Below are 656 nucleotides of genomic sequence, written 5' to 3'. Positions count from 1 at the left end.
CGATAAATCTTTAATTACAAAACAATGCCGTCTCGTAATACTATGGGGCATTAATCCAAGTTTCCCTGGGCTATTCCCCTGTACAAGGCAGATTCCATACGCGTTACTCACCCGTGCGCCGGTCTCAATAAAGGCAAGCCCCTATCTACCCCTCGACTTGCATGTGTTAAGCCTGCCGCTAGCGTTCATCCTGAGCCAGGATCAAACTCTTCATCGTATAATCTTAAATAATATTGCGACCATACATCGATAAAAAGCCTAACTCTCAAAAAAATCCTCAGGAAATCTTACTTAGTTTAGTTTCTTTGTTGATTAACTCTCTTTCGAAAAATTAATCTACGCTGTCAATTTCAATATCTCAATGAACTTTTCCCTATTACATAAGGAATCAATTTGTCGGTGTAACGGAGTCGAACCGTTGTACTGTGCCTCTCACCTGTTGTTTTTAAGAGCGTGCTTATCGCTAAGCGGGTGCAAATATAACACTCTTTTTTAAACCTGCAATACTTTTTTGAGAATAATTTAAAAAAGTTTTTTGGAGAACGTTCGCTGCTATATTTAAGTGAAAAATTTACTTCCTAGTAGCGGGGTGCAAACATAAGACCCTTTTCTGAATCTCGCAATGCTTTTTTAATATTTTTTCTAAAGTTTTTAAA

At 37.7% G+C, this 656-nt stretch carries 1 rRNA gene; it reads right to left on the bottom strand.

Annotation, left to right across the window (positions count from 1 at the left end):
• Positions 1 to 217, bottom strand: a 16S ribosomal RNA gene (locus QPK98_RS15565); the annotation flags it as partial.
• Positions 218 to 656 lie beyond the last annotated feature (439 nt).

This window comes from Aequorivita marina, from assembly GCF_031631895.2.
GTDB classification, from domain to species: Bacteria; Bacteroidota; Bacteroidia; order Flavobacteriales; family Flavobacteriaceae; genus Aequorivita; species Aequorivita marina.
The sequence above is the reverse complement of the archived record's forward strand: the minus strand, read 5'-3'. Positions and strand labels throughout refer to the sequence as shown.